This window comes from Nonomuraea sp. NPDC001699, assembly GCF_053596455.1.
The window spans coordinates 117,992-144,635 of sequence record NZ_JBSFGF010000013.1 but is presented as its reverse complement, the minus strand read 5'-3'; the positions used below and the strand labels follow the sequence as shown (position 1 = coordinate 144,635).

The 26,644-nt window shown below is 71.7% G+C and carries 16 protein-coding genes; 9 read left to right on the top strand and 7 right to left on the bottom strand.

Annotation, left to right across the window (positions count from 1 at the left end):
- The first annotated feature begins 23 nt into the window (after nt 1-23).
- Nucleotides 24-1,124 (top strand): AraC-like ligand-binding domain-containing protein, encoded by a 1,101-nt coding sequence (locus ACWCSU_RS33210; protein ID WP_449940243.1) that lies wholly within the window; start codon nt 24-26, stop codon nt 1,122-1,124.
- Here ACWCSU_RS33210 and ACWCSU_RS33205 read toward each other — a convergent pair.
- Nucleotides 1,100-1,618 carry a hypothetical protein gene (locus tag ACWCSU_RS33205; RefSeq protein WP_357701801.1) on the bottom strand — a complete coding sequence of 173 codons (519 nt, stop codon included), beginning with the start codon at nt 1,616-1,618 and terminating at the stop codon, nt 1,100-1,102. The two genes, ACWCSU_RS33210 and ACWCSU_RS33205, sit on opposite strands and share 25 nt — an antisense overlap.
- 46 nt (nt 1,619-1,664) lie before the next feature.
- Here ACWCSU_RS33205 and ACWCSU_RS33200 point away from each other — a divergent pair, with 46 nt between their 5' ends.
- The 7 genes from ACWCSU_RS33200 (at nt 1,665) to ACWCSU_RS33170 (ending at nt 19,838) form a co-directional block, all read left to right on the top strand.
- A complete protein-coding gene (locus tag ACWCSU_RS33200) occupies nt 1,665-2,534 on the top strand; it encodes an SseB family protein (protein ID WP_449940242.1) in 870 nt (289 codons plus the stop codon).
- A complete protein-coding gene (locus tag ACWCSU_RS33195; RefSeq protein WP_397041620.1) occupies nt 2,531-2,923 on the top strand; it encodes a hypothetical protein in 393 nt (130 codons plus the stop codon). Before ACWCSU_RS33200 ends, ACWCSU_RS33195 begins: the two co-directional genes overlap by 4 nt.
- A 77-nt stretch (nt 2,924-3,000) precedes the next feature.
- On the top strand, nt 3,001-3,405 hold the full coding sequence (locus ACWCSU_RS33190; protein WP_449940241.1) for a YbaB/EbfC family nucleoid-associated protein: 405 nt from the start codon (nt 3,001-3,003) through the stop codon (nt 3,403-3,405).
- Nucleotides 3,402-3,746 (top strand): hypothetical protein, encoded by a 345-nt coding sequence (locus ACWCSU_RS33185; RefSeq protein ID WP_449940240.1) that lies wholly within the window; start codon nt 3,402-3,404, stop codon nt 3,744-3,746. The genes ACWCSU_RS33190 and ACWCSU_RS33185 overlap by 4 nt, the downstream gene beginning before the upstream one ends.
- Complete coding sequence (locus ACWCSU_RS33180) at nt 3,743-18,808, top strand: WXG100-like domain-containing protein (RefSeq protein ID WP_449940238.1); 15,066 nt, start codon at nt 3,743-3,745, stop codon at nt 18,806-18,808. The genes ACWCSU_RS33185 and ACWCSU_RS33180 overlap by 4 nt, the downstream gene beginning before the upstream one ends.
- A 5-nt stretch (nt 18,809-18,813) precedes the next feature.
- Nucleotides 18,814-19,275, top strand: a complete 462-nt coding sequence (locus ACWCSU_RS33175) for a hypothetical protein (RefSeq protein WP_449940236.1) — start codon at nt 18,814-18,816, stop codon at nt 19,273-19,275.
- Nucleotides 19,272-19,838 carry a hypothetical protein gene (locus tag ACWCSU_RS33170; protein ID WP_449940235.1) on the top strand — a complete coding sequence of 189 codons (567 nt, stop codon included), beginning with the start codon at nt 19,272-19,274 and terminating at the stop codon, nt 19,836-19,838. The genes ACWCSU_RS33175 and ACWCSU_RS33170 overlap by 4 nt, the downstream gene beginning before the upstream one ends.
- On the opposite strand, the gene ACWCSU_RS33165 is transcribed toward ACWCSU_RS33170, so the two are convergent.
- Complete coding sequence (locus ACWCSU_RS33165; protein ID WP_449940234.1) at nt 19,835-21,112, bottom strand: WXG100 family type VII secretion target; 1,278 nt, start codon at nt 21,110-21,112, stop codon at nt 19,835-19,837. The genes ACWCSU_RS33170 and ACWCSU_RS33165 overlap by 4 nt on opposite strands.
- Entirely contained in the window at nt 21,097-21,567 is a 471-nt protein-coding gene (locus ACWCSU_RS33160; protein WP_449940232.1) for a hypothetical protein, read from the bottom strand. Before ACWCSU_RS33160 ends, ACWCSU_RS33165 begins: the two co-directional genes overlap by 16 nt.
- 86 nt (nt 21,568-21,653) lie before the next feature.
- On the opposite strand from ACWCSU_RS33160, the gene eccB reads away from it, so the two are divergent.
- The gene (gene eccB, locus ACWCSU_RS33155) at nt 21,654-23,087 is read left to right on the top strand and encodes a type VII secretion protein EccB (protein WP_449940231.1); all 1,434 of its coding nucleotides are present in this window, start codon (nt 21,654-21,656) and stop codon (nt 23,085-23,087) included.
- A gap of 7 nt (nt 23,088-23,094) precedes the next feature.
- On the opposite strand, the gene ACWCSU_RS33150 is transcribed toward eccB, so the two are convergent.
- From ACWCSU_RS33150 to ACWCSU_RS33135, 4 genes are read right to left on the bottom strand one after another with little or no spacing between them, the layout of a single operon-like run.
- Nucleotides 23,095-23,862, bottom strand: coding sequence for a WXG100 family type VII secretion target (locus ACWCSU_RS33150; protein WP_449940228.1), 768 nt, complete (start codon nt 23,860-23,862; stop codon nt 23,095-23,097).
- Entirely contained in the window at nt 23,863-24,942 is a 1,080-nt protein-coding gene (locus tag ACWCSU_RS33145) for a hypothetical protein (RefSeq protein ID WP_449940226.1), read from the bottom strand. It lies immediately after the preceding gene.
- Nucleotides 24,939-26,252 carry a hypothetical protein gene (locus ACWCSU_RS33140; protein WP_449940224.1) on the bottom strand — a complete coding sequence of 438 codons (1,314 nt, stop codon included), beginning with the start codon at nt 26,250-26,252 and terminating at the stop codon, nt 24,939-24,941. The genes ACWCSU_RS33145 and ACWCSU_RS33140 overlap by 4 nt, the downstream gene beginning before the upstream one ends.
- On the bottom strand, nt 26,249-26,629 hold the full coding sequence (locus ACWCSU_RS33135; protein ID WP_449940223.1) for a hypothetical protein: 381 nt from the start codon (nt 26,627-26,629) through the stop codon (nt 26,249-26,251). The genes ACWCSU_RS33140 and ACWCSU_RS33135 overlap by 4 nt, the downstream gene beginning before the upstream one ends.
- Nucleotides 26,630-26,644 lie beyond the last annotated feature (15 nt).

Genomic DNA, 26,644 nt, shown 5'->3' with positions numbered 1-26,644 from the left:
CCGGGGTTGTGGACCCTTGGACGGTGGCCGACAGCGTCGACGCGGTGTGCGATCACCCGTACCGGAGTTCCTGGATCCACCGCATGGCCAGACCGAGCCCGGTGGTGTCCGCGTCCACCGACGCGATCCCGAGGAAGGATCGCCTGGAGTGGTGGGCGCACCTCGCCGCGCACGAGGTCGTGCCCACCGCGCTGTCCAGCGAGCACGCCGACGACTTCCACGGCCGGGTGCAGTCCATCGACCTGTCGCAGGTGCGGGTGGGCGACTTCACGATGTCGCCCCTGAAGGGCCGGCGCACCCCGGCCCACATCAGCCGGCACGATCCCGAGGGCTACGAGCTCTTCCTGCTGCACAGCAACGCCAACCGGCTGCGGCAGCGGGGCAACGAATCCCTGTTAGAGGCCGGCGACATGTCCTTGTTCGACACCTCCTCGCCGTACGTGACCGAGTTCCTCGACGGTGACCGGCCGACCCGGGTGACGCTCCTGTTCCTGCCGCGCGAGGCGCTGCCGCTGACCCGCGGCCAGCTGGAGCCGTTGCTGGCCACCAGGCTCCGGGCGGCCACCGGCTCAGGGGCGCTGCTGGCCCGCTACCTCACCGGCCTGCTCGAACACGCGAGCGGCTGCCACCCCGCCGAGCTGCCCCGCCTCGGCACCATCGGCGTCGACCTGGCCGCCGCCTTCCTGGCCGGACGCCTCGACGCCGGCCGCCAGCTGCCGGCCGAGAGCCGGCACCGGATGCTGGCCGCGCGGATCGACGCCTTCATCGACCAGCATCTCGGCGATCCCGACCTGGGGCCGTCGAGCATCGCCGCGCACCACCACATCTCCGTACGCACCCTGCACGCGCTGTTCGAGCAGCGGCACGAGACCGTCGGCGCCACCGTTCGCCGGCGCCGGCTCGAACGTTGTCACGCCGACCTGGCCGACCCGCGGCTGCGGGACCTTCCGATCGGCGAGATCGGCATGCGCTGGGGCTTCAGGAACGGCGCCGAGTTCAGCCGCGCGTTCCGCACCGCCTACGACCTCAGCCCGCGGGACCACCGCCGCCGGTCGCTGGCGGGCCACGACGACCACGACGGCCGGCCCGCCGGGGAAGCTCAGCGGTCGGCGAGCTCGCGGTAGGTGTCCCGGACGACCATCAGGCGGTCGCGGCGGAACCGGGGAGGCTCGGCGGCGCGCACCTCCCGCCCGCGGGCGGACCAGAAGGCCTCCGCAGGGACGTCGTCCTGCCCCTCGGGGATGAACTTGAGCACCTCGTCCATGGCCGAACGAGCCATGGAGAGCGCCCGGCGAGCGTCCTCCGGATCGTCGGGGACGTTGCCGGCCGTGAGGTCGGCCAGCCACATCCACTCCCCGGCGTCGAGCAGCTCGGACGGCTCCGCGCCGCCGAACGTCGGCCAGCCGACCGGCATGACCTCGCGCCTGGGCAGTGAGAACAGGTACTCCCGCGCCGCGCCGCAGTCGTCACAGGCACCCGACCAGCACGTGGCCAGCGAGCCTTCGACGCTGACCACGCCGCTGTCCCACTCGGTCTCCACCGAGCCGCACCGGCAGGGATTCAGGTCGAGGTACACGAGAGCCTCGTCGCGGGTGCGGGCAATCGGCCGATCCGTCACACGGGCAACCTACAGGGAACGCGGATCAACCCACTAGGGTGTCGCCATGCAGGCACCGACCGCGTTCGAGGAGCGGCTCAAGGAGGCGCACGACCGGCAGGACCTGTCCACCTGTCTCGCGCTGCTGCGGTACGCCGACTTCGCCTGCCCGGTCGGCGACGCCGCCGCCAGAGGTGACGAGCAGGTCGCCTGGCCGACGTTCGCGGGGGCCGATCGTGTGTGGGTGGCGGTGTACACGTCGGAGGAGGCGATGCGGGAGGCCACGGGTGGCGCCGTCCGGCACTGCCGGGTGCTGTCCCTGGTCGAGCTCGCGGCGGGCTGGCCCGACCCCCGCTGGGGGCTGGCGGTCAACCCGGGGCTCGAACCGTCGTTCCTGCTGGAGCCGGGCACGGTCGCGCGGCTGGCGGTGCCCACGCTGGAGCAGGACCTGGTGGCCGAGCCCGGCCACGGCGTCCCGATCGTGCAGAAGCTGCTGGAGGTGGCGCAGATCCAGGAGCTGCTGGACAGCGAACGGCCGCGCGTGTCCGGCTACTGCCACCACGCGCTCGACGTCGAGCACATCGCGACTCCGTCCGTGCTCGCCGACGCGCTGCTCCGGGACGACGCCCTCACCGCCGAGGGCGCGGTCAACCTGCTGCGCTGGCCGGCGGTCGGGGTGGAGCTCTACCGCACCCCGTACGGCGGGGTCGACGAGAGGGGCCGGACGGCGATGGCCGGCTGGGTGGTCGAGGAGCCGCCGTTCGTCGGCACGGGCCTGGTGCCGAACCCCGCCGAGACCATCAGGGAGTACAAGATCGACGGCATCGGCCTGCCGCACGGCGCCGAGATCGTGGAGCTGGCCGCCGACGGCAGGGAACGCACACAGGCGCGGTACGACGCCGACCGCTGCCGGTGGCTGATGGTGGAGGACGAATGAACCCCGGCTCCTACCGCGTCCGCTGGGCGGGCGCCGACCACGAGGCGTCGCCGGACCTCGTCGACGGCGTGCTCTTCATGCGTCTGTACGCCCCGGAGCCCGCCGACGGCTTCGAGGAGGTGGCGCCTGGCCGGTACGTACGCGCGGTCCCGGCGGCCGACTGCGCGGCGATCTGGCACCTGACCGTCGTCTGCGAGTGGCGTGGCGCCCCCTTCCTGGTCCGCGCGGCACGCGAGGCGGAGTTGCTCATCGAGTACCTGGGCGCGAACGCGCCGCACGCCGCGGAGCTCGGCCTGGAACGCGTCGAGCGCGGAGTGCACCGTGCCTGGGTGCTGCGGGACGAGGTGTCGGCGCTCAGTGAGAAGGCTGTGGCACTTGTCGGCATCTGAGGAACAACAAGGCTGTTGATCTCTTTCAGGCCAGATGATGTTGTTGTTATATTCACCCCAGTTAGGGGGTGGGCCTGATGGAAGACGCGGACGTGGTGGGCCTCCAGGCCTACGCCGACGAGTTACGCGAGACCTTCATGCGCATGCAACGCGAGGCGAGCGATCTCAACGCCAAGGCCCAGGCCATCCGGGTCACCGAGAAGTCCGACGACGGGCTCGTCTCGGCCACGGTGAGCGTCCGCGGCGAGCTGATCAGGCTCGATCTCGACCCCCGGCTGTACCGCCGGCCCAACGCCAGGGGGCTGGCCGACTCGATCACCGACACCATCCGGCGGGCCACCGCCAAGGCCCTGGAGGAGCTGGTCGAGCTCTTCGAGCCCGTGGTGCCGCCCGAGCAGTTACGCGCCCATCTGGAGGGCGACCTGGAGGTCGTGCTCGATCAGTTCTCCGGCCCGCTGCCGGGAGAGAGACGCCGCCGATGAGCGCCGACGACCGGGCGGACGTGCACATCCGCGAACCGATCAGCAACAGCCTGAACCAGTGGGACGCCATGGCGACCGACCTGAGCACCGCCTGGCCGGCCATCGCGGCGCGGATCCGGGCGTTGAACGCCGCCCACCCCCAGGGCGGCGGGCCGGACGGCCAGTCCTTCAGCAAGCAGTACCTGGCGGGCGGGGGCCCCGAGAGATTCCTGCGCGACACCGATGACCTGATCAAGGAGATCTCCGGCTCCGGGCCGCTGCTGCGCGCGACGGTCTCCAACACCCTCACCACCGAGCAGGCGATCGACGTGGGCCTGTCGAACGCCTACCGAAAAGCATGATGGCGGGCAAAGGCGACGTCACCACCGCGACCGACGAGGCCCGGAAGCCGGCGGGCGGCACCGGCGCGTTCGACGGCGGGATCGCCACCAAGGACGTGGAGCCCGTCTGGCAGACGGAGGCGCTGCCCGGCTGGGTGGTCCACCACCTGGTCCCCCTGCTGACGGCGGGCCAGAGCTGGCCGGAGGGCAGTGAGAGCAAGCTCTGGGAGTTACGCGTCGAGTACGTCAAGCTGATGAACCTGCTCATCAGCACCCTGGACCCGACCTCCGCCACGGTCCAGACGTTGAACGGCAGCCTCCAGTCGCCCGCCAAGCCGGCCATCTTCAAGCGGCTCGCCAAGCTCTACGACGACAAGGCCGGCGTGGTCGCCAAGGCCCAGGAGTCCTTCTCCTACGCGAAGATGGTCGACAACTTCGCCCGCGAGACCCAGTACACCAAGCTGTCGATCAACGTCGCCTTCTGGATCGCGGTGATCGCCGCGTTCATCGCCCTGATCGCCGCCGGCTTCTTCCCGCTGGCCAGCCTCATGCTGCGCAGCGTGGGCGCGGCGGGCGGGTCCAGGATCGCCCTGATCATGGAACGGCTGGCGCTGGTGGCGGCCAGGTCGGGCCCGGTCGCGGCGAGCGGCCAGATCTCCAAGCTCGCCGGAGCCGGCGCGGGCCGCTTCTTCAACGCGGCGCTGGCGGCCGAGCTGTTCGAGGAGATCTCCGAAGAGCTCGTCATCGACCTCACCACCCAGTACCAGCAGATCAGGATGGGCACCCGCGACTCGCTGGACTGGAAGAAGGTCAAGGCGGCGGCGATCGGCGCGGGCGCCGGCGCGATCGCGGGCACCAAGCTCGGCGATCCGATGTCGCGCTTCGCCAACGACCTGCCCGGCATCTCGCGGCTGAACCGGATCGCGGGCGACAACCGCGGCGTCGGCAACGCGTTCCTGCGCTTCCCCGGACGCGCGCTGAACACCGGCCTGAACAACATGGTCGCCTCGCCCGCCGGCAGCATCGTCGCCAACTACGCCGTCTACGACCAGTTCGCGCTGCCGGGCGCGGAGGGCTTCTACGGCGGCTTCCTCGGCGGCGCGGGACGTACGAACACCCTCAGCCCGACCAACCTGGAGGTCCTGCACGCGGCCGTCACCCCGGTGACCTCGCTGAGCGGCGTGTTCAACGAGGCGATGGCGGCCCAGCGGAACGCGTCCACCATCACGACGGCTCCCGGCCTCGGGGACCTCTCCTCCGTCCCCGGCCCTCAGACCGGTTCGCCCGACGCCGGCGGGAGCCCGGTGTTGCCGCAGGGCGACCTCTCCGGCGGGGGCAGGCGGGACCGTACGAGCACGGTCACCGAACCGGCTGCGCCCCAGCAGCCCGCACCGAAGGCGGCCCGAGCCGTACAGACGCCGGACGCGCCGCAGGCCCCCCGCCCCCAGCACACCGACGACGCCAAACCCCGCCAGGACTCCCCCACCCCTCAAGTTCAATCCCAGCCGCAGGACCAACAGGACCAGCAGGACCGATCGCAGGACCCGCCCCCAGACGCGCGACCGGCGTCCCAGCCGGTCGCGCAGGACGCCTCCCCCGCCGATCAGCAGGCCGCGCCCACGACGGACCAGGCGCCCGCCGAAACGCCGCACACCTCCCCCGGCTCGGACACCGCCGCCTCCCAGACGCCGGCCACCACCCCGGTCACGACCACCACCCCGGACACGACCCCCGCTCCGGACACGGCCCCCGCTCCGGACACGACCACCACCCCGGACACGACGCCCGCTCCCGACCGGACCAGCGGCACCTCCGACACGTCCGGCGCCCCGGCCGAGAACACCACCCAGGACAGCACCGGCACCCCGGAGACCGCGCGGACCGGGGGCCCGCAGAGCGTCGGGGAGCCCCGTACCGCCGAACCCGCTCCGGCCCCGCAGGACACCGGCACCCTCACCACGGCCGAGACGGCGGCCGCCCCCGGCCCCACCCCGCAGAACCAGGCTGACCCCACCCCCGTCCCCGCACCCGCCCAGCAGTCCGCCACCCCCGGCCCCTCCCTGGTCACCAGGCTGATCGGCGCAGTCCGCCGTACCAGGGACGCCCATGCCCTCGTGAGCGGGCGTCCCGTCAAGCGCACCAGGTTCGTCGCGAACGGCCGCGCAAGCGGCGTGCCGGCGCTCACGGTGGCGGAGGCCAGGGCGGCGTTCGAGGTCGAGGTCCTCGCCTCCGACCTCGGCCCCGAGGTCACCGGCATGCGCTGGACCGCCGCCGACACGCTCGTGGTCGAGGTCGCCGGTCTCCCCGACCAGCGGTTCACCTTCACGGTGGGCCGCGTCACCCGCAGTCGGCTGGGCCGTACCGTGCTGTACGCGAACGGCGAGAACAGGGTGCGGCTGGCACCTGGCGTGGCCCCCGACCAGGTCGCCAGGCTGGTCCTGCACGAGATCGCCGACACGTTGCACGCCAGGAACCAGCCGCGCCAGGGCCTGATGCGCCGCCTGATCACCCAGCCGAACGAGCGCGACGAGTGCCTCACCGCCCGCCGTCGCGAGCTGGTGTTCCTGACCCGCCGGATCGGCGAGACGAGCGGCATCGAACGGTCCGTCATGGAGGCGGAGCGGGACGCCGTACGCAGGATTCTGGAGGCTCACGGCGAGCTGGAAGGGGGTGAGGCGCGACCGGCGCCGGCCCGTCAGTCGACGAACGACCTGATCGACCTGCTGATCCGCCACGACCAGGCCGTCGCCCAGCTCGAACAGGATCTCGACCAGGTGCTGGCGCAGCAGATCGACCGGCTCCTGCGCGTGGAGTCCGACCTCCGGCTCCTGGCGATGACGGTCACCGACATGGGCACCTCCTCGCTGCTGACGGCGGCGTCCCAGGCGAGGGCCGCGTACGAGAGCGCCCAGTCACTCGTGCACACCGCGAGCGCTCCCGGCAGGAAGGGCACCGAGTTCGCCAGGGCGCTGCACGCGGCCCACCAGCTCCGCCTGCGGTACGAGGAGCAGGCCGACCCGGCCGTCTTCGTTCCCGCGCTGCCCCAGGCCGCCGAACCGGACGTGCTCGGCGCCCACATCGCCGCGCTGCGGGCGGCCGCCGACGAGCTCACCAGCCCGGCGGGACGTTCACCGGGCACGGCGGCGGAACGCCGGAGCGCGGCCGACTCGGCCGTACGGGCCGCCGAGACGTACCAGTTGCTCCTCGACGAGACGGTTCAGGCGCGGCGCATCCTGATCGCCCCGCCGCACGAGCTCGCCTCGCAGCTGCTCCGTCTGGGCGCCACCCACGAGGGGTACTACCGTAAGCTCACGACGCCGGACCTGCTGACGAACACGCGCGACGCCCAGGCCATCGACGCCACGCTCGGCGACCTCCTCCAGCGCGTGTCGGACCGGCGGGCCGCCGCCACGGCGCTGCGTACCACCATCGAGGGGTTCGACGGGGTCGTCAGGGCGCAGCGCGCGGCGGTACGCGCCTACAACCAGGCGGCGAGCACGCCGTACGTGCTCGCCGCGGAGGCCCTGGCCGCGCGGGACCTGGAGGGCGCACGGAGGTGGCGGGCCATCGCGGCGGAGCTCGCCCGGCTCGGCGCGCTGCACGAGGCGGCCGAAGGCCTGGCGATCGCCGCCCGCGACGCCCACGAGGTGCTCGCCGACTTGCTGAAGGGCGTGGCCTCGGGAGAGCCGGTCGACCACGCCGCGCTGAACGCCGCCGCGCGAGCGGCCGCCACGGCCATGGAGGCGTACCAGGATGCGGTAGCCGCGCTGCCGCCCGCGACACCGCCCGCCCTCTCGGTGCCCGAGCCCCCGCCCACCGCGCTGTCGGAGCTGAGGGCGGAGGTCGAAGCGGAGGAGAGGAGGCTGGAGGCCGCCTGGGCGCACAACCTCGAACTCAGCAGCCGTCACCGGCACCATGCCGAAGAGTCCTGGGACAAGGCTCGGGAGGCCTGGAATCACGCTTTCCTGCACGGCCTGGACGAGGACGACGGCGCTCCCGAGCGCGCGCGTCGGCAGGTGCTGGCCGCCGAGCAGGCGGAGTCCGCCGCCAGGTACCACACGCGGGCAGCCGAGCGGTACGCGGCCGCCGCGATCGCCGCGAACCAGGCACTTGACGCCACCGACGCGACACTGACCGCCCTGAACAGGGTGAACAGGCCGGACAAGCCCAGAACGCTCCAGGTCGAAGTCGCCCTCCAGGAGATGCGGAGCCGATCGGACGCCTACGACTCGGCACACCGGGAGGCACTGCCGCCGCCGCACGCCCTGCTGGCCGCCTACACCGCCGGCCCGATCGCCAACCTGGCCCGGCTGACCGATCTGGTCAACAAGCTGCTCACGGACCAGGGCCTGTCCGCACGCTTCTCCCAGGAGGAGCTGAGGCGGGCGATCCGCCAGGCCTTCCAGACCGCGGTCGCGCCGGACGGCCTGCTGCTGCGCCTGAACGGGATCGCGGGCGCGGAACTGCGGATCCGGTTGACGCTCGACGATCTCATGGAGGTGGTGAAGCCGGCCGCCTCCCACTCCGAGACCATGCTCGGACAACTGCCGCAGGGCGGCGGCAGGGCATCCGCCACCGGCCGCCGCTCCAGGGGGTTGACCTTCGACCGGGACATAATGGACCTGGGCCGGCATTGGATGCGGAGCACGTCCTCGCACACCCTCCACCGCATCGCCGACCACGGTGTCATGAGGTTCAAGTGGAGCCGGGGGGGCGCTCACTCCGTCTCCACCTCGGCTCAGGACAACGGGCTGGGCGGCAACGTCGAGGACAACCGCGGCACGGCCACCATGTTCACCGCCAGGGCGAGCTGGAGCGTGGAACTGCGCACCGCGTCCGGCACCCCGGTGACCGCCTCCCCGCCCGCCGGAAAGACCACGCGTCAGAGCCTGTGGCTCTCGCACGCCTATCTCCTCGACCCCAGTGACCAGCCCCTCCAGCTTCCCGAGGCCGACCGGCGGCGCTCCCCCTTCCCCGAGCACGTCGTCGTCAGCTTGACCGGCCTGCTCGATCTGGCCGAGCGGGTGACCGGACAGCTGCCGAAGGTCATGCGCAGCCCCGTCGCCCGCGGCCAGGTCGTCACGGCGATCACCGAGGACCTGCCCGGCAACCTCGGCACGGCCGTCAACGATCCGGCGGGGCTGCGCCGGACCATCATCGTGAACGGCCGGATCCATGGCGTGATGACGATGCGCACGACCGTGCTCCCCGGGGACACACGTGTCGGCGGCCCCAGCACCAAGCACCACCAGGAACGGCTGCGCGTCGGATCCTCCCACGCGGGCCAGAGCCATTCCGACAGCCACGACGCGGACCTCGGGGGGGCCGTGGGGTGGACCTCGCAGACGGCCGACCAGACCGGTCAGCACCACCCTGCATGGGAAGCCACCCTCCGCGGCGATGTGGACAGAGCGGCATCCGCGTCCTCCGGCGTGACCGGCGTGGCCATCCATCCGAGCGTGCATCGATGGGCGGGTGAGACCCAGGGCTACCTGCTGAACATGGTGCACACGGTGACGATCCAGATGGACGGTCAGGCCCCGATCACCCTCGTCTCCGACCCGAGCACCGGACTGTTCCGCATCCCCGAACCGGACGCCTACCGCTACGGCCTGCCGGTCGACCCTGCCGCGGAGATCGGGCGCGACGCGGACGGCAACGTCGTGCTCAGAGGCGATCCCGCCAAGGTCGATCCGCCCGGCAGAGTCGGCGCGCTGCCCACCTGGTACGGGACGGGCGAGAACCAGACGCGCGGCGCGGGCCCGGCGCTGGTTCAGCGGATCACCGGCATGGACTCGGTCCGGGAACAGGTCGAGAAGTATCTGCGCCGCGAAGGCGTGTTGCCGAAGCTCAGGAACGGCGTCCCCCACTACTCCCTCGACGCCTCGGTCAGGGCGAGTCAGATGGCCAACGAGCAACTGGTCGCCGAGCAGTTCTCCGCCGAACGCCTGGAGACCGGCTACGACCAGGCAGCCCAGGCGGGCCTGATCGTCAACCTGGTCCACCACAGCCCCCTCGGCCCGGCCGAGCACTACACCCTGCGGATCAGCCTGAGGCAGGACTTCGGCAACGCCGTCTACGAGGGGGTGACCGGCGCCGAGCCGGTGGTGAACCTGGACATCGGCTCCGACACCTACACCTCGTCCCGGAACCTGACCGGGTCGTGGGGAGCGGGATTGGGAAGCGGCCTCTCCCTGAAGGACGACCCCGGCCTCGATCTCGGGGGATCCAACCTCTCCGCCGGCCTCGGCCGGAACCGCCAGGTGGAGCTCACGACGGGCAGCACCGTCAACCAGGTGAAACTCCTGGAGGGCACCGGGCAGAGCGCGGTCTTCCGCATCCCGCACGTCGTCCAGGTCGAGCGGCTGACCGGGGCGAACCTCGTACGGACCGTGGCGGAGGGACGGGCCGGGGACGCGCGGATCGTGCTCCCCTCCGACCTGCTCCCGCTCGCGTTGTCGTCCGACGGGCACCCGCGTCCGCCGGGGCCGCGGCACCGCACCTCGACGTCGGTGCTCCGGCGGGCCACCGTCGCCCACCTCGACGTCGGCGACATCGCGACGACCGTCGCGGACCTGCTCGGCGGTTCGCTCGACCGCGGCTCGCCCGCGTTCCAGCACCTCGCGGCGTTCTTCAACGTACGCAGCCTGGTCAGCCACCCCGAGGTGTTCACCACCGGCCACCGGACCGGGGTGGACCGCCAGACGGCGAAGGGGACGGCGCGGCACCAGCCGGTCAGCCTCCGCCTGACGCAGGGCCAGTCGCGCTTCCTGTCCGCCACCGACATCCTGGTCGGCGACATCAACCTCACCCTCAGCTCCCAGAGCAGCACCACCCGGATCTCCAGACCGCGGGACGTCGAGGGATCCATGGGAGTGCCGGCGCCCGGTGAGCGGGCGGAGGAGGGGAGCGGCACCACCTCATGGGGGCGTACGACCTCCAACGAGCGGAAGCTGATCTCCGGCCCCGAGCGACTGACCATCGACACGGGCAGGCACTACGCCTTCGTGATGGACGTCGCCGCGGAAGTGACCGTGGGTTCCGGCATCGGCGCGAAGACGGTCACGCGGAACGACGGCACCGCCGTCTACCTGGTCGCCGAACGTGACGCGCTCGACCTGTACGCCAACGAAGAGGTGGAGCTGCCGCTGCACCAGCTCGCCGACGCGGCCGAACGGGTGATGAACGGCGACCTGAAGCTCGGCCGCCGGGTCGCGGTCAGGTTCATCACCCGGTACCTGCAGGACCTGGAAAGCGCGAGGACCGCCCATCCGTCGGGTGTCCCGGGCCTGACCACCCTGCCCGGCGTCCCCCTCAGCCGGGGGCACGACACCGGCAGGGCCCTCGCCGCGCTTCTCGAACTCTTCTCCTCCGAGACGCTGGCCGAGATGATGCCGCCGGGGGTTCCGCCGGGCCGGCCCGGCGAGACGGACGCCGAGACCATCGACCGCATGCTGAGTCGGCCGGAGTTCCACCACCACGTCCAGGCGCAACTGGAGGCGGCCGCCCGGCGACTGGAGAACGGCGACGTGGCCGCCGTGCTCGCGCCGCCGTACCAGGACGCCATCGGCATGAGCACCGTCAAGGGGGTCAGCCTCCATCCGGAGGACCGGCCGGGCGCCGAGGTCGAGCTGCTGGAAGAGATCAAGGAGGCGGTCGAGGCGGTGGCTCCGGGCGCGCTCGCCCAGGACACCGAACTGTGGCGCGCGCTGTCGGCCGACTTCTCCGGCAACAGCTGGCTGGGCAAGATCGACACTCTGCTCGACCCGGACTCCCCGCCCGCCGAGTACACCGTCAGGGGCGACGGGCTCACGGACACCCTTGAGGTCACCGTACGGGCCGTGCTCGGCGATGACGTCCAGTATCGGGGCGAGGTCTCCGACGTGGGGCAGATCCTCCAGCTCTACACCATGCACGAGGAGAACGTCTCCGAGTCCTCGGCGCTGACCGGCACCTTCGGCGGCAAGGACACGGAAGACGACATGGAGTCGGGTTCCGTGGGCACCGACCGCGGACGCGGCGCCTCGGCCGCGAGCAACCTGCAAGAGACCCGGGTGCAGCGGGCGGCCTCGTTCGAGGGGACCAGGGCGGAGGTGCGCCAGGGCATCAGGCTCGTGGTCGACGTACGGCGGGTGAGGTCCACGTCGCCTGTGGCGGACGCGTCGCCGGTGGCGGAGGCTTCCCGGCGCGTCTCGGGAACCATCGACCGGCTCGTCCCACCCGGCATGGTCGCGCGCGCGGGCACCGCTCCGCAGCCCGCCGTGGCCGATCCGCGGCCCTTCCCCGTGCCCGAGAACTTCATGGTCGAGAGCACGCGGGTGAAGGACCTCGCCAAGGCCGTCGAACGGCACCTGAAGGCGACGGTGGGCCGCGACCTCTCCGTCCGGGAGTCCCGCGCGCTCGCCCGGATCCTGACGGGCAGCAACCGGAACGTCAACTTCGAGCTCATGACGGCCGAGGACGGGCTCATGGTGCTCGAAGTGCCGCTGGCGCACCGCAGGGTGGCGCGCGTGCACGTCGGAGCGGTCTTGTCCGAACCCGTGACCATCGCCCAAGGTCACAAGGACTTCGAGATCGGGCAGGTCGACCGCAGGCAGTGGGGTACGTCCGCGAGCGCGGACCGTACCCGGTGGTTTCCGGCCGGGTTCTCCGGCGGGAGCAAGGACATAGGGAGGTGGCTCCCGTTCGGCCTCAAGTTCGGCATGGGCGGGAGCTACCGCAGCCAGGGCGTCGACGGCGCGTCGGTCGGCGGCGGCAACCGCAGGGAGACCAGCGTCTTCGAGAAGGCCGACAGCAGCTCGGTCAGGTTCCGGGTCGACTACACCGTACGCGTCGAGGTCTCGCCGGCCCAGAGATCCGGGCAGAGGCCGCCGCAGGGGGCCGTCCGCGTCGCCACGGGCCACGCAGATGTGATCGTCTTCGACGAGGTCATGCGGGAGCTGGCCGGACAGGCCGAGAACCCGCCGCCGGTCGCCGGCCACGAGGCTCCCGGGCCGGTCGCCCCCGCTGCCGCCGCCCTGCCGGGGCCGGTCGGCTCGGGGACCGGGCGGCCCGTTCGTTCGTACGGGGAGCTCAGGCGGGCGCAAGTGGACGCCCGCGATCGGAACGAGACCGTCCTGGTCACGCTCCGGCCTCCGTACGGGCCGCCCCTGACCTACGTCGCCACCCCCGACGGCCGCCTGACGGCGCAGGGGGACGACGGGGGATTCGGGCGGCGCTTCGCCGGACTGCCGTCCTCCCTGATCGCGGTGGCCGAGCAGCACGGCATGGACCTGCTGGCCCTGCACGAGCGCACCATGCCGAGGACGGACACGAACCCCGCCGCCTCCGTCGACCCCGTCGACCCCGCCGACCCCGCCGGACGCCCCGAGCGGCAGGCGGAGGCGGATCAGGCCCCCAGCCTCGCCGGGCACCTGAGGAACGAGCTGAGCAGGCGCGGCATCATGCCGGCCGCGGATCCGGCGGCCTGGCCGGCCAAGAACAAGCCCGACGACGCGGAGAACGGGCCGGGCGGCGCGCCCCGTCACACCCACGCCTCCCCGCTCAACTCCGCGTTCGTCGCCGACGGCCGCCCGGCCGACGAGGGCGACCTCACCGTCGACGAGGCCAGGCAGGCGTTCAACAACGAGCTGCTGCTGGAGGACTTCGGCGGCGCCGCCGGCGCCTGGCGGGTGATCTGGGACGGCGGCGACACCCTCGTCCTGGACTCCGCCCTGCTCGGACAGGTGCACTTCAAGTTCCAGGTGGGGCCGGTCGAGGGCGGCTACCTGGGCGAGACCACCGCGACGAACACCGGCGAGCGGGGCGATCCGCACCTGGTGACCCTGGCTCCCCGCGTCGCCTCCGACCAGGTGGCCCGGCTCGTCCTGCACGAGATCAGCGACGTGCTCCAGTTCCGTACGGCAGGCGAGCACACGCACCCGCACACGCCGGGAGAGGCCACGCGCGACGAGTGCGTCACCGCCCGGCGCAACGAGCTGCGCTTCCTGGAACGCAAGCAGCGCGAGGCCCTGGCGGCGGGCGACACCGCGGCCGCGGACCGGCTGGCCGTCGAGATCGCCGCGGTGGAGGCCGACCTCGCCGCGCGCACCGGCCCCCCGCACCCCATCGACGCCCTGATCAACTGGACGGAAGAAACCGACACCCAGGAAGCCTCGGACATCCGAACCGCCCTGGAACCGGAGGCCCAGGGCATCCCTGGTGATCCGGAACTGGCGGCTCTGGGGGTCCGGGGCGAGCCGGAGCCCCTCGGCGCGAACGTCTCCAAGGTGATGCTGGCCGACGGCTCCCCCGCCCTGCTCCTTGAGGAGTCCACCCCCAAGCGCAGGAACCTGACCCTGCTGATGACGCAGCTGGCCCACCGCCTGGGCCTGGTCGGCCCCGCCAGGGCGGCCGGCGACCGGCACATCCTGATCGACTGGACACCCACCGCCACCTCCGGCGCCTTCCTCGGCACCCGCGAGGCGGTGCTTTCCGGATACCTCGCCGCCCTGGCCGACATCACGCCGCTGGTCACCAGACCGGCCCTCCATGTGCTGCCCAGCACCCGCCCGCTGCTCGACCTGTTCCTGCGCGAGGACGCCTCCGGCCGCCGCGACTGGGCGAGCAACCCGCTGTCCCCCTCGGACGTGCGGGTGCTGGGAGCCATGCTGGAGGCCGCACGCGAGGACTTCGCCCGGATGGGCTTGCAGTCCCACTACGACGAGATCGTGCGACGGCACCAGGGCCTCGCGGGTGGGCCGTTCGCCGGGAACGCGGTCGGCCTGGAGAGCGTGGTGGCCGCCGTGCCGGGGGCCGAGCTGCCCCTCGCCCGTGTCGCGCCGCTCAGCGCCATGGACGAGAGCCCGTCAGCCTCGCTGACGGGCCTGGGCCCGGTTGCCGAGGGCCGGGCCATCAACGCGGCTCGCCGCCTCCGCCTCAACGTCGAGCAGACCGTCAAGCAGGGCGTCCCGTCGAAGCGGGCGTCGGCGCTGGGCGACGTGGTGACGTTCGCCGACGGGTCCCGCGCTCTCAGGATCCCCCTCAGCGACGCCCCGGAGGTCCTCGTCCGCGCGCTGGCCAGACAGGCGCTCGGCCTCGCCGGCCCGGCCCTGCACCTCGACGAGGACGGGTACGTGTGGCGTACGTTCGGCAGCGACGCGTTGCGGGCGAGCGTCGCCACGGGCGTCTCCCGCGTGCTCGACGTGCCGGGGTCACACGGGCGGACGACCGAGGTGGTCTTCGGCGACGGCCGGCGGGCCCTGCGCCACGAGTTCCCGACCCGCGCGGCGGCGGACGAGCACGAGGCCAGGCTGGAGGAGGCGTACGAGGCCGGTGACGGCCTGCCCGGCGCGCATCGGGCCACCCCCTATGTCCTCTACGAGGAGCTCCGCCGGCCGGCGGAACCCACTCCCGAGACGCAGGCCCGCCTGGCCACCCGGGCGCTGTACACCTTCCTCGCCCACGGCGAGCCCTTGGACCACGCGACACTGCGACGGCTGCTCGACGTCAACCCGCTGCTCGTCCTGTTCGGCGAGGCGGGCGACTGGGAGTTCCGGGGCGGCGCCCCGGTCCTGGCCCCCGGTGACGTCGCCCGGGTCACCGCCGCCTTCGAGGCGCTGCGTGACACCTTCGGCGCGCTCTCCCTCGGCGACCGGTACGAGCGCTTGCTGAACATGCTGAGCGAGTTCACCGGCTCCGACGACGCGAGGCTGATCCCGCTGGCGTTCTCCGAGGACCGGACGACCGTCGAGTATCGCGCGCCCGCGTGGCGGCCCGCACCGGGAACGGGCCCGGTCCTGGGCGACCTCCTGCGGAACGATCACCTGGCGCGGGTGATCGCGGAGAACCGGACCGACGTGATCTCCCGGGCCGACGCCGAGCTGGCGGCACGGGCGAGCGCCGAAGGGCACGTGTTCGCCCGGCTTCCCGCCGGCCTGGTTCCCCGGGGCATCCTTGCCGGGGAAGAGTTCACCGTGGACACCTTGATCGACGGTGTCGACGACGCCGGCCATCTGGCCGAGGGCCCCCACGGCACGCGAGTGACCATCCTGGCGTCCGACTACGTACCGGTCGCGGACGTGTCGGGCAAGCCGCATCACGCGCTGTTCAGGTCCGGCGCCCGGTTCACCGTGACGGCGGTGATGACCGCCGACAACGGTGAGGTCCATTACTTCCTCAAGCAGCACCGGGCCCAGGAACGAACGGGACCGGTGGTCACGCCGAGGATCGGGCTCACCGATGAACTGGCCCGGGACATAGCGCACCATCTCCAGCGGAACGCGGTCACCCCGACCGCGGCGGGCCTGCGCATCCGCAGCGGTCTGGACGTCGGCGCGGCGAAGCGGCACACCGTACGGCCCGTCGAGGGCGCCTTCGTGGTCGAGGGCCACTACTCCCGGCGGGGGATGATAGTCGACGACCGGCTCCTGCGGGCCGAGGTGGTCGCGGCGATGCTGCTGTGCTCCCCCGACCTGCCGCAGGACGCCGCGATCATACTGGCCGGCCCCCATGACGGGACGACGGCCTTCGCGCAGGAGCTCGCCTGGTACACCGGACGGGTCGTGCTGGCCGCGGACGGAGCCGTGGAGACCACGTCTCTGGGCAACCTCCGTGTCGGGAACGCCGCCCAGCCATCGGCGCAGTTCCGGTTCTTCCTGCCCGGCGACACCTCGGCGGTGGTCGGGGAGCAGCTCATGGCCTGGCTCGGTCCCGAGCTGGCGGCGATGCCGGAGGATCCGCGGGCCAGTCGTACGGTACGCAAGGGACACGTGCGTCCCGTCCCGCTTCTGGCGGCCGTCAGGCCCGTCGAGTCGTCCGGCCCGGTGTCCGCGCCACCGCTGAGCGCCCGGCACCGGGACCTGATCTCCGAGCATCGCCGCGAGGTCAACGCGGGCATCTGGTATCGCGACGAGAGCACCGCGGTCATGCCCACGGCCGATCCACGCCTGCTGCAACGCTCCAACGACATCATCGACGTCGCGATCGCCGGTGACGGCACCGGTTTCTTCATAGGCTCCGAACGACTCAGCGCGGCCGACCTGGGCACCATGCTCGCCCACGACCCGCGCGTGCTCGCGCAGCCCGACGCGTGGATACGCATCCTGGGCTGCGAGACGGCCCGCGACCCGGCGGTGCTCCAGGAACTGGCCGACCTCACCGGCCGGTCGATCCTGGCCGGCAACGAGATCGTCTACATCGGCGCCGACAGGCAGGCTCACACCGCGACCGTTCAGGGATACGACGCGGACGGGCGGCCGGTCTTCCCGTTCAACGACGACGGCCAGTGGTTGCAGGCCCACCCGTCCAGGAGGGTGACGCCCGCCACGCCCTTCGCCGTCCCGGCACCGCCGCCCGTCCTCGAACAGCGTCGCCTGCCCCAAAGCGCCGTCGACGAAGCGCTCGCGGCCGATCCGCACGAGTGGGAGATGTTCGGGGAGCAGGGCGAAGACGGCACCGTGGAGCACCTCACTCTGCGGGACGGCACCAAGATCGTACGGAAGTGGACAGGCATCCCCGAAGCCAAGGCCGAGATCCTCGGGTCACTGGTGGGACGACTCATCGGCGCCACGGTCCCCATCGTCGTCGCGCACCCGACGGACCCACGCACGGTCTTCATGGAGTACATCCACGGCACGCACCCCGCCGTCGGCAGGACGGACACGCGCGCCAAGCGCAACGCGATCCTGCTCGAACTCCTCGACCTGTTGATCCTCAACAACGACCGGCACCTGAACAACCTCTACGACACGGGCTCCGGTCTGGCCGGCGTCGACACCGGACGCGCCTTCATCGTGCCCCGCGTCGATCCCGCACGCGCCGCCTTGGTGACCGGCACCGACACCAGCTCCGTCCCCGCAGTCGGCAAGACTCTCCGCGGCAACTTCGTCGCGACCGGACCCGGCAACCGTTCCGTATGGGTCGACAACCCACTGAGCCGGCAGGACGTGGACTTCCTCACCGACGTCATGGTGTCGCTGGCTCCCCATTACCGGGACAGCGACTTCATTCCCGCCTACGAAGAGGCGCTCAAGAGGCTGTACCACATCGGGATGCACGCCAAGGGCGAGATCTCGCTGCTGGCGCCGCCGGCACCGGCGCCGGCCCGGGTCCAGAGCCATTTCGGCTGGGACTTCGACGACCACAACGAGGTCGTCGAGGACGTGACCCGGCGGCTGGCGGACGGCGAGGACGTCGCGTCCGTCGTGCCGTACATGACGCGAGACGCGATGACCACGGACGTGGCCTTCGGGCTGGAGCTGGAGTTCGCCCACGCGGGCGAGACCATGGACGTCCGGGCCGACGACGTGCGCCTGATGGCCGCCGAGCTCCACCGGGCGGGGCTCGCCGCGAGTCCGGAGGTGTTCGGTCACCACAAGGCCCCCGACTCGATGAGCGGCCGGCCGTACATGGAGCGGGAGGCGAACCCGCGTCTCATCGCCGGCGAGTTCGTCTCCGGCATCCTCCGGGACACCGAGCGGACGTGGGCGGAGCTGGCCCGGATCACCGAGATCATCAAGTCCCACGGCGGCGAGATCACTCCGGCGACGGGCGGGCACATCCATGTCGGCGCCCCGGGTCTCGGCACCGACGTGAGGGCCATGCACCGGCTGCTCACGCTCTACTACGGCTACGAAGACATCCTGTTCCGGCTCGGGCAGGACCCCAGGGAGCCCTTCGGCATGCACCGGCCCTACCGGCAGTGCGAGCCCAACGAGGTCACCGGCGGCACCGAGCGCTCGACGGAAGAGCTCCGCGAGGTCCACCGCCGCCCCTCCGCACTCAACCTGGCCCATGTCATCGGCACGGCCGACGATCACGTGGAGTTCCGCCACAACGACGGGCACCTGGATCCCTCGTTCATCCAGGCCCGGATCAAGCTCGTCGCCGCCATCGTGGACTACGCGCGCAACGGCGAGGAGCACCTGCCCGCGCGGGAACAACTGGGCACCCACCTCGAACATGACCGGGACCCGCGGCGGGACGCGGCCTCCTTCATCGAGATGGTGAACACCCTGTTCCCCCGCCAGGCCGACAAGGAACAGCTGACCGCCCTGTTCGCGATCACGACATGGCAGCCGGCCTCGGACGACGGACGATGGTGAGCGAGATGAGCGTACGCGTCAGGAACACGTCGGCGGCCGAGGCGCCGCCGACACCCCCGGCCAGGGCCGACGGCACGCCGTACGCCTACGAGGTCATCGACGGCTGGTGGCGGATCTACGGCGACGAGCCCGCCGAACTGATCACGGAGCTGATCCCCGGCTATGCCGGCACCCTGGAGGACAGGGAACGTTACGCGCTCGCCGCCGCGGCGCGGCTGCAGGCCGGGCTGGCGGCGGCAGGACGGTTCGGCGACTGCACGGACGGAGAGCGTGAGGTGATCCTGACCGACCGCGCGCGGATGCCCCTGGTCGAGCACTGGACCGCGGCCGTGCCGCTCGTGCTCGTCACCACGCTCTGCCCGCCGCCGAGGCCCACCGGGGAGATCGTCTGGATCGACCCCACGGACGACCTCTCCTTGTTGTCGAGTCTCGGGCGCGCGGGGTTCGTCCAGGTGAGCGGCGCATGAGCACGCTCAAGGTGGTCGTCATCGCCTCCGGCACGGTCATCGGCAGGGTGACGCGGGCCGGGGGCCAGGTGGAGTACAGCTCGGCCGACGTCCGGTCGTTGATCGAGGCGATGGCCGCCGCGCGGGAGTGGAGCCCGGCCGAGGCGTTCGACGGGTTGCGCGGCTGGAGCGACGGCTACGTGGAGATCGTTCCGGAGATCTCGGTGGCCAGGGTCTTCGACGGGGTCAGGGACGGCGTGCCGTACTTCCTGCCCGACCGTCCGCGGGTGCGGGACCCGCGGCTGGTCGACTACCTGAGGGCCGGCGCGGCCGTTCTCTCCACGGCGAATCTCGACCTCGATCGGCTCGACCCGGCGCGCGGCGCGGTGGTGCCGCTCAGCTTCCGGACCGACGGCACCTGGGTCTGGACGGACACCGTCACCTACTACCTGGAGGAGCACGGCATCCGGCCGGACGAGGAGCTCTGCGCGCACATCGTGGCACAGGACTTCCGATGTCCGGCGGTGAGCCAGGCCGTCGCCGCACGCACGCTGCGGGAGCTGCGCCGGTCCTCTGCGGGTTAGCCGATTCTGCCGGAGACGGCATCGCCCGGGTCGTTGCCCCAGACGTCGTCGTCCTCGTGCAGCCAGGTGCTGTTCTCCTTGTCCTCCGACTCGTGCGCGCCCCCGCCGGACATCGGCATGAACGGCATGCCGCTGCCGATCGCCGACGCGGACCTGGAGTTGAGCGGGAGGCCGCCCGGGCCGGTCAGCAGGTTGCCGCCGACACCGGCACCGGTGCCGTTGCCGCTCCCGGTGCCCGTGAACGGGTTGGGGGAGCCACCCTTCGGGACGGACGTGTCCGAGGCCCAGCCGGCCGGGCGCTGGAAGTCCTCCAGGGTGGTCTTCGAACCGGGAACGTCCGGCAGGCCGCCGATGCCCGGGGTCCCGGCGGCGGTGTCCGGGCCGGCGCCGCCGCTCGGGTACGCGCCGGTCCGGTCGACGCCGTCCGGGCCGCTGCCGCCCGGACCCGCGACGCCGGGGTAGGTTCCGTCCGGATCACGGCCGTCCGTGCCGGGAACGTCGGTCCCGGACTCCGGGGAGCCGCCGCCCGTGTCGAGGGTGTCGTCCGGCCCACCGGACGGGCCCGTGTCGTCGGACGTGATGTCGTCGAAGTCGAAGTCGTCGGCCCCCGGGTCGCCGCCCGGATCCTTGTAAGGGGTCGGATCGATCTTGTAGTCCTCCTTCTCACCGCCCGGACCTTCGTCGGCAGCGGGGACGGTGGGCGGCTTGAGGTCGGGCACGACCTTGCGGAGGCTGGCCGGCAACTCCTCAAAGACCTTGCGCAGGTCATTGTTGAGCAGCCGCAGGTGCTGACCGGCGAGGTGGTTCTGCGAGCCCAGTTCGAGCCCCTTGTCCATCGTCATGTACACGCCGGGGAAGTCGTCGTCCCAGGTTCTTCCGTCGGATTGGCTCCAGGCGCCGAACTTGTGGTTCACGAAGTTCTGGTGTTCCTTGAGCCGCTTGGCGAGCCCCTCCAGCGGCCCGCTCATCGCCCTGAACTTCGCCGCCAGCTCGCGGATGGTGGCGTGCAGGGTGCGCAGCGACTGCTGCGCCTCCACCGACGAGGCCCCCTCCCAGTACTTGGCCATCTGGGTCGCCCCCGAGACCAGGGTCTCGTTCATCGAGGTGAGCCGGTCCGCGGCCATCCGGTAGGTTGCCGCCGCGGTCTCGAGGGTCTGCGGGGTGAGGTCCGTGATCAGGTCCTTGACCGCCGCCACGCTTTGGTGGGTGTTGACGGAGAAGGACACGCTCCCGGCGGGGCGCATCGCGTGGTCGGCTGTCAGGTCTCCTGCCATCCCATGTCCTTGCTCACCGCGATCGCCGCGTCCGCCCGCTTGTAGTTGCCCGCGCCGGCGTCGATGAGCGCGAACGCGAGCGCCAGCTTCTGGTTGACCTCGTGGTACACCTGGGTCAGCCCCTGGTGGCTCTGCTTCAGGGTCGCGGCGAAGTTCCTGCCGCCGTCCCAGCTCTGGATCCTCTCCAGCGGCTCGGTGAACGTGTTCAGCAACTGGCCGAGCTGAGCCACGTCAGGACTGGACCCCTGGCCGGCGTTCCTGGGCGAGCGTTGTCCGGTCGGGTCGCTGCCGTAAACCTCCGGCAGCTTCTCCCAAAAGGCGTTGGCGACCTTTTCGAGTTCGGTGGAACTGTATTCGACGCCGTCCCTGTCGGCGACCAGACCCGGCCAGCTCTGCTCCAAATGCCAACCATTGTCGGTTGGTGCCATGACAGCCTCCCGCATGTGGTTGATCAAGGAGCCTACTAGTCTCCTCAGCCGTATAAAAGCGTGATATCCACCCTCGTTAAATTTCTTTCGGAACCTGCGTAACATTGTCCGTCATGCAGACCCGAAAGGATCTCTATCAGGCGCACAAACTGATGACCCAGCGCCTGGGACTGGCACTGCTTCAGGGCGAGCCGGACCTGCCCGAGTCCCCCATGCGGCGGTACAACGTGGCGACGTTCGCCGGCATCCTCCTGCTGGTGCTGATCACGGCCGGGTTCGGGATCTGGGGCATGCTCAGCCCCGGCGGCGCCACCAAGCTCAAGGAGGCGGGCCAGCTGCTGGTCGAGGAGGAGACCGGCGCCTCCTACGTCTACAACCAGAGCGACGGCAAGCTCCAGCCGGTGGAGAACTACGTCTCCGCCAGGCTCCTGCTGGACAGCCCGGAGATCAAGGTCCGTACGGTGTCGGCCGAGTCGCTGGCCGGCTTCGCACGGGGGCAGAAGGTCGGCATCTCGGGCGCGCCCGACTCGCTGCCGAAGCCCCAGAAGCTGGTCAGATCGCCCTGGACGGTCTGCGTGGTCGAACAGCAGGACGCGACAGGGGTCCGCCGTCCGTACGTCACGCTGCTGGGCGGGATCGACGTCGGTGGCACGCCGGTGGGCACCGACGCGCTGCTCGTCGACGACGGGCAGCAGAACTGGGTGTTGTGGAACAACTACCGCATGCTGGTCAGGAGCCCGCGCCGGCTCACCGACCAGGCGCCGCGCCGCGTGCCGATCTCCTGGGTGAACTCCATCCCCGCGGGCCCGGACTTCGCCGCGCCGGCGATCGCGCAGCGCGGCAAGCGGGTGCCGGGTCCCGGCGGCGCGCCCGCGCGGGTGGGGCAGGTCTTCACGCCGGCCGCCGTCCCGGGGGTGCCGGAACGCTGGTACGTGCTGCTCGCCGACGGCCTCGCGCCCGTCACCCACACGCAGGCGACGCTCCTGCTCCAGGACCCGGACACCAAGATCGCCTACGGCCGCGGCCGGGTACGCCCGATCGCCGTGGACGCCGCCACCGTCAACGCCGCCAAGATGTCGGCCCTCCGCCTCCTGGGCGGCGGGCTGCCGACCACCATGCCGCGCTTCCGCGCCCCGTCGGCGGACGCCCCCCTGTGCGCGGTGTACGCCGACACGGTCAGGGGCTCGGTCCGGGCACGGCTGACGACCGGGGCGACCTTGGCCATCCCGAAGCCGCCGAGCAGCGGCAACCCCGACCGCGTCGACCAGGTGCTGCTGCCGCCCGGCGGCGCGGCGCTGGCAGGTCAGCTCTCGGGCGAAGGCCAGACCGACGCCATCCACGAGTACTCCCTCATCACCGACGAGGGCAGACGATTCCGGCTGGCCTCCCCCGACCTCGTCGGCACGCTGGGCTACGACGCCGCCCAGGTGGCGCCGGTGCCCGCGCATCTGCTGCGGCTCATCCCGGAGGGCCCGCTCCTGGACCCCGCCGCCGCGCGGAAGCCCGTCGGGGAGACGTCGTCCGAACGCCTCCCCGGCCGGTCCTGAAGCCCGCTCAGATGCGGGGGAGACCGGCCTGCGTGTCCTGCTTGGGTATCAGCGAGTGGCTCTCCACGCTGTACTCGAGCGCGGCGGTGCTGAACTCCGGCTGGTCGCCGGACTTCAGGGTGTCGAGCTCGTTCGGTATGCCCTTCATCGTGGGGAACATCTTCCCGCTGGCCTCGGACTGCTGGACGGCCTGGTAGAACAGGGTGCCGAGGACGGTGACCGCGATGCCGTGCTTGATCAGCACCTTCCTCACGGAGCCGACCGCGGTCCGGGCCAGTCTTATCTGGATCACCTCGCCGAGAACGCTGGTGAAGACGTTGTGGCGGACATAGAACAGCGTCCACGCGACAACCATCATGAGACTGGCGACGGCGACGCAGGTGATCGCTCCCACGTAGTACAACTTCGCGCTCTGGTCGACCGCCTCGCCGGTGGCGTTCCGTGTCGACCTGAGCGTGGCCAGGGATTTGGTGAAGTCCGCGTAGGCCTCGTCGAACTTCTCGCGTGCCGTGCCCTCCCAGGTGGTCCCCGTGCCCGTGACCGTGGCCTGGAGTTGCTTGAGCTGTTCCTCCAGCGCGGCCAGTTCGGAGGTCGTCCCGCCGTTGTCGGTGGTGCGCCAGGTCTTCGACGACCCCGACATGCGCCCCGGATCGGAGATCATGAGCCCGATCATGGCCACTATGTAGAAGGCCCAGGGACGTCTGATCAGGGCCGTCGCGCCCAAGGCGATACCGACCGCCGTGATGTACATGCCCTTGCCCTCCTCGTAACTCATCTACGTCTCCTTGCCGATGATCTCGGGAGCGATGTCCTCGTCGTCCTCCCAGACGCTTTCGTCCTCCGACAGCAGCGAGCCTTCCTGCCGGTCGCGTTCGTCGAGGCCGTTGCCCGAACCGGCCATCGGCATCATGGGCATCATCGGCATGCCGCTGCCCATCCCCCCGGACGTGCCCATGCCGGGCACTCTCGGACCGGCGGCGGCGCCACCGCCCGAGCCCGCGCCGTTGCCGGTCGGCGACCCCCATGTGGTCCCCGGCCGGGTGCTCAGGTCGGTCAGGTTCGGGTTCGGCGTCCCGTTCAGGGCCCTGGGGTCGTACGACGACAGGGCGGTCGTGTCCTGCGGCGAGTTGATCGCCGAGTCGATGTCGGGGACCTTCATGTTCGGACCGCCGGCGCCGGACAGGCCGGAGTCCGGCCGGTCGATCCCCGGCAGGTCGGTGCCGGGATGGTCGGTGCCGGGAAGGTCGCTCCCGGGCCGGTCGGCGTCCGGCAGGCCACCGTTGGGCAGGTCCGTGCCGGGCAGCTCGGTATCCGGCCGGTCCGTGACGGGCAGGTCGGCGTCCGGAAGGTCGCCGTCGGGCAGGTCGGCGTCCGGCATGTTCAGGTCCGGCGATTCGGGCATCTTCGGGGTCGGCACTCCGCCGCCGGTCGGGTCGTACTCCTGGTCCTTGCGGTACAGGCCGGCGTTCTCCTCCTCGGCCTTGTGGTAGTTGGCGTCGGCCGCCTTCAGCGCGGCCTGCCAGCTCTGCAGCGCCTTCTTGCCCCGCTCCAAGGCGGTGGACTGGGCCGAGATCGCCCCGTCATGGGCCGCGGTGAGCCCGTAGCCGATCACGCCGAAAGCGGGGAAGGGCACCCCCATGTGGCCGGACTTGGCCCGCAGCGCGTCGATGATCGCGGTCTGTCCGTTGATCTGGCCGCTCGCCGCGTTGAGCGCGCCGTCCGTGAAGGAGATGCCCGACGACGGCAGCGGCACCTGGGTGCTCATCGGGATGCCGTACTGGCCGTAGGGCTGCTGCCCGGTCGGCTGCTGCCCGGTCGGCTGCGCGCCGGCGCCGTTCTTCTGCTGGTCGCTCACCTGATCACCGGATCCGTCACGTCATGGTTGCCGTTCCAGGCCGACCTGTCCTCCGACAGGTACGTGGTGCGCTCCAGGTCTCCGCCCGCGTCCCCGATCGGGCCCGCGCCGCCCGTCATCGGGAGGAACGGCGTGCCGGACAGGCCCGCCGCACTGCCGCCGCGCATCACCCCGAGCCGCCCGCCGGGTGTGTACGCGCCGTTCGGCGAACCGATCACCGACGGCACGGGCTGGTTCGCGGCGACCGGCGCCGCGGTCGTGTTGGGGGTCGTCACGAGAGGTGGACGCTCGCCGACCGTGGGCTGGTAGGCCGAGCTCTCGGTCCGGACCGGGTCGGCCTCGGGCGTGGCGTCGTCGAGCTCGGTCCTGTCCTGGGCGCCGATCACCGGCGGGGTGGTGCCGTCCTCCGTGCCGATGCCGGTGCCGGTGCCGGTGCCGGTGTTGCCGGTCTGGTCGCCGGGGTGTTGGCCAGGTGTGTCCCCGCCGGTGGGCTGGTCTCCGCCGGCGGGCTGATCGCCGGGGGGCGTCCCCGGAGCGGCGTCGTCCTCGCCGTCCGGGGGGATCTGGTCCGGCGCGCCCGGGTCGCCGGCTCCTGTCGTGCCCCCCTCGCCCGTGCCCGTCCCGTCCGGGCCGCCCGCGCCGGTCGTGGGCGACCCGCTCCCGCCCGTCCCGCCGTAGGCGACGCTCGTCGTGGCGAGCGGGCCGCCCGGGACCGTGACGGCCGGCAGCTCGTAGGTGATGTCGTACGGGACCGAGCCGAGATGCAGGTCGCGGATCTTCTCGTTGAGCTTCCGCAGCGCCGCCTGCGCCCGCATGTTCTCCAGCAGGGCGACGGCGTTGGCCTCGTCGTCGCCCTGCCGGTCGAGCCCGTACAGCGCCCGGTGGACCCGTACGACCTCCTGGACGTCCGGGTCGTTCTTGTCCAGTTTGATGCCTTCGACCTCGGCGATGGCCACGGGGATGGAGTCGGCGTAGCCCTCCAGGCTGCGGCCCATCTCCGCGAGCTTGTGCGCCAGCTCGTTGCCGGTGGCGTACAGAAGCTCGAGCGCGATGCGGGCCCGGTCGGCGTCCGGCCCCTTCCAGATGGTGAGGATCCGGCCCGCTTCGTCCTCGATCCCGACGACCGCGTTGAGGACCGCCTCGGCCGTGCTGATGTAGGTCGATCCGGCGAGTTTGACCAGGTCCGGCTGTGACGTCGCCAGCAGGCGCTGGATCTCCGCCTTCGGATGGACCTCCGTCTCGCCGGAGGGGACCTGGTCACCCCGGAGGACGAGCGTCTTACGCCTGGAGCCGGCGCCGGCCATGGTCACCCGCCCTCGTTCCGGGCGTCCGCCTCGGCGTGGTTGCCGGCGCTCGCCTCGATCGCGGCGATGACGCTCTTGTACGCCTCCACGAACTCGGCGTAGACCTGGCCGAACTTCTGCCCCGCGCCGTCCCTGCCCGCGGTCGAGCCGAACACCTTGGCGTCGATCCACTCGCCGAACTGGGCGGCGCCGGGCTGGACGTCGGCCAGGGTGCGCCCGCTGACGCCCGGCTTCTCCATGGCCTGCAGATTCTTCGACAGAGCCTCGGCGATCGACCGCATCACGGAGGGTTCGTGCACCCTGCCGTCGCCCTGGAACTTGTCGGCCGTGTGCGCCGGGATGCCCAGCGGGTCGGTTCGTGGTTCGGGTTCCTGGTTGCCCATCGGCTCACCCCTGCT